1 protein-coding gene is annotated in these 342 nt (G+C 38.6%); it reads right to left on the bottom strand.

The window, feature by feature from the left end:
* A partial coding sequence (locus AB4653_RS09440; protein ID WP_372103967.1) for an ATP-binding cassette domain-containing protein occupies positions 1 to 135 on the bottom strand: 135 nt, incomplete at its 3' end.
* Between the last annotated feature and the right edge of the window lie 207 nt (positions 136 to 342).

Here is a 342-nt window from a genome sequence, read left to right as displayed (position 1 = left end):
CCTAAGGAGTGTCGTTTTCCCAGTACCGTTACGACCTTCAACTTGAACCAGTTCACCGGGTTTCAATTGAAAAGACAACGATTCAAACAGAACCCTGTCGTCACGAATAGCAGTTAAATTTGAGACTTCTAGCATAGGTAAATTTAGTCGAGTAATGAGGGGGCTATAGTAGCACACCAATAAGGTGACAAAACAGGACTAGGCGTTTTCGAAAGGACAAACTCCGTAAGAAACTGTTACCACCGCATCACAATTTACACATTTTCATCAACAAACAAGATATTGCATTAGATACAAATACTTATAAACATCGTTCTATATAGGTATAACAGGCACAAAAAA

Origin of the sequence: Vibrio sp. 10N.222.48.A3 (assembly GCF_041475345.1) — a bacterium.
Lineage (GTDB): Bacteria > Pseudomonadota > Gammaproteobacteria > Enterobacterales > Vibrionaceae > Vibrio > Vibrio tasmaniensis_A.
The sequence above is the reverse complement of the archived record's forward strand: the minus strand, read 5'-3'. Positions and strand labels throughout refer to the sequence as shown.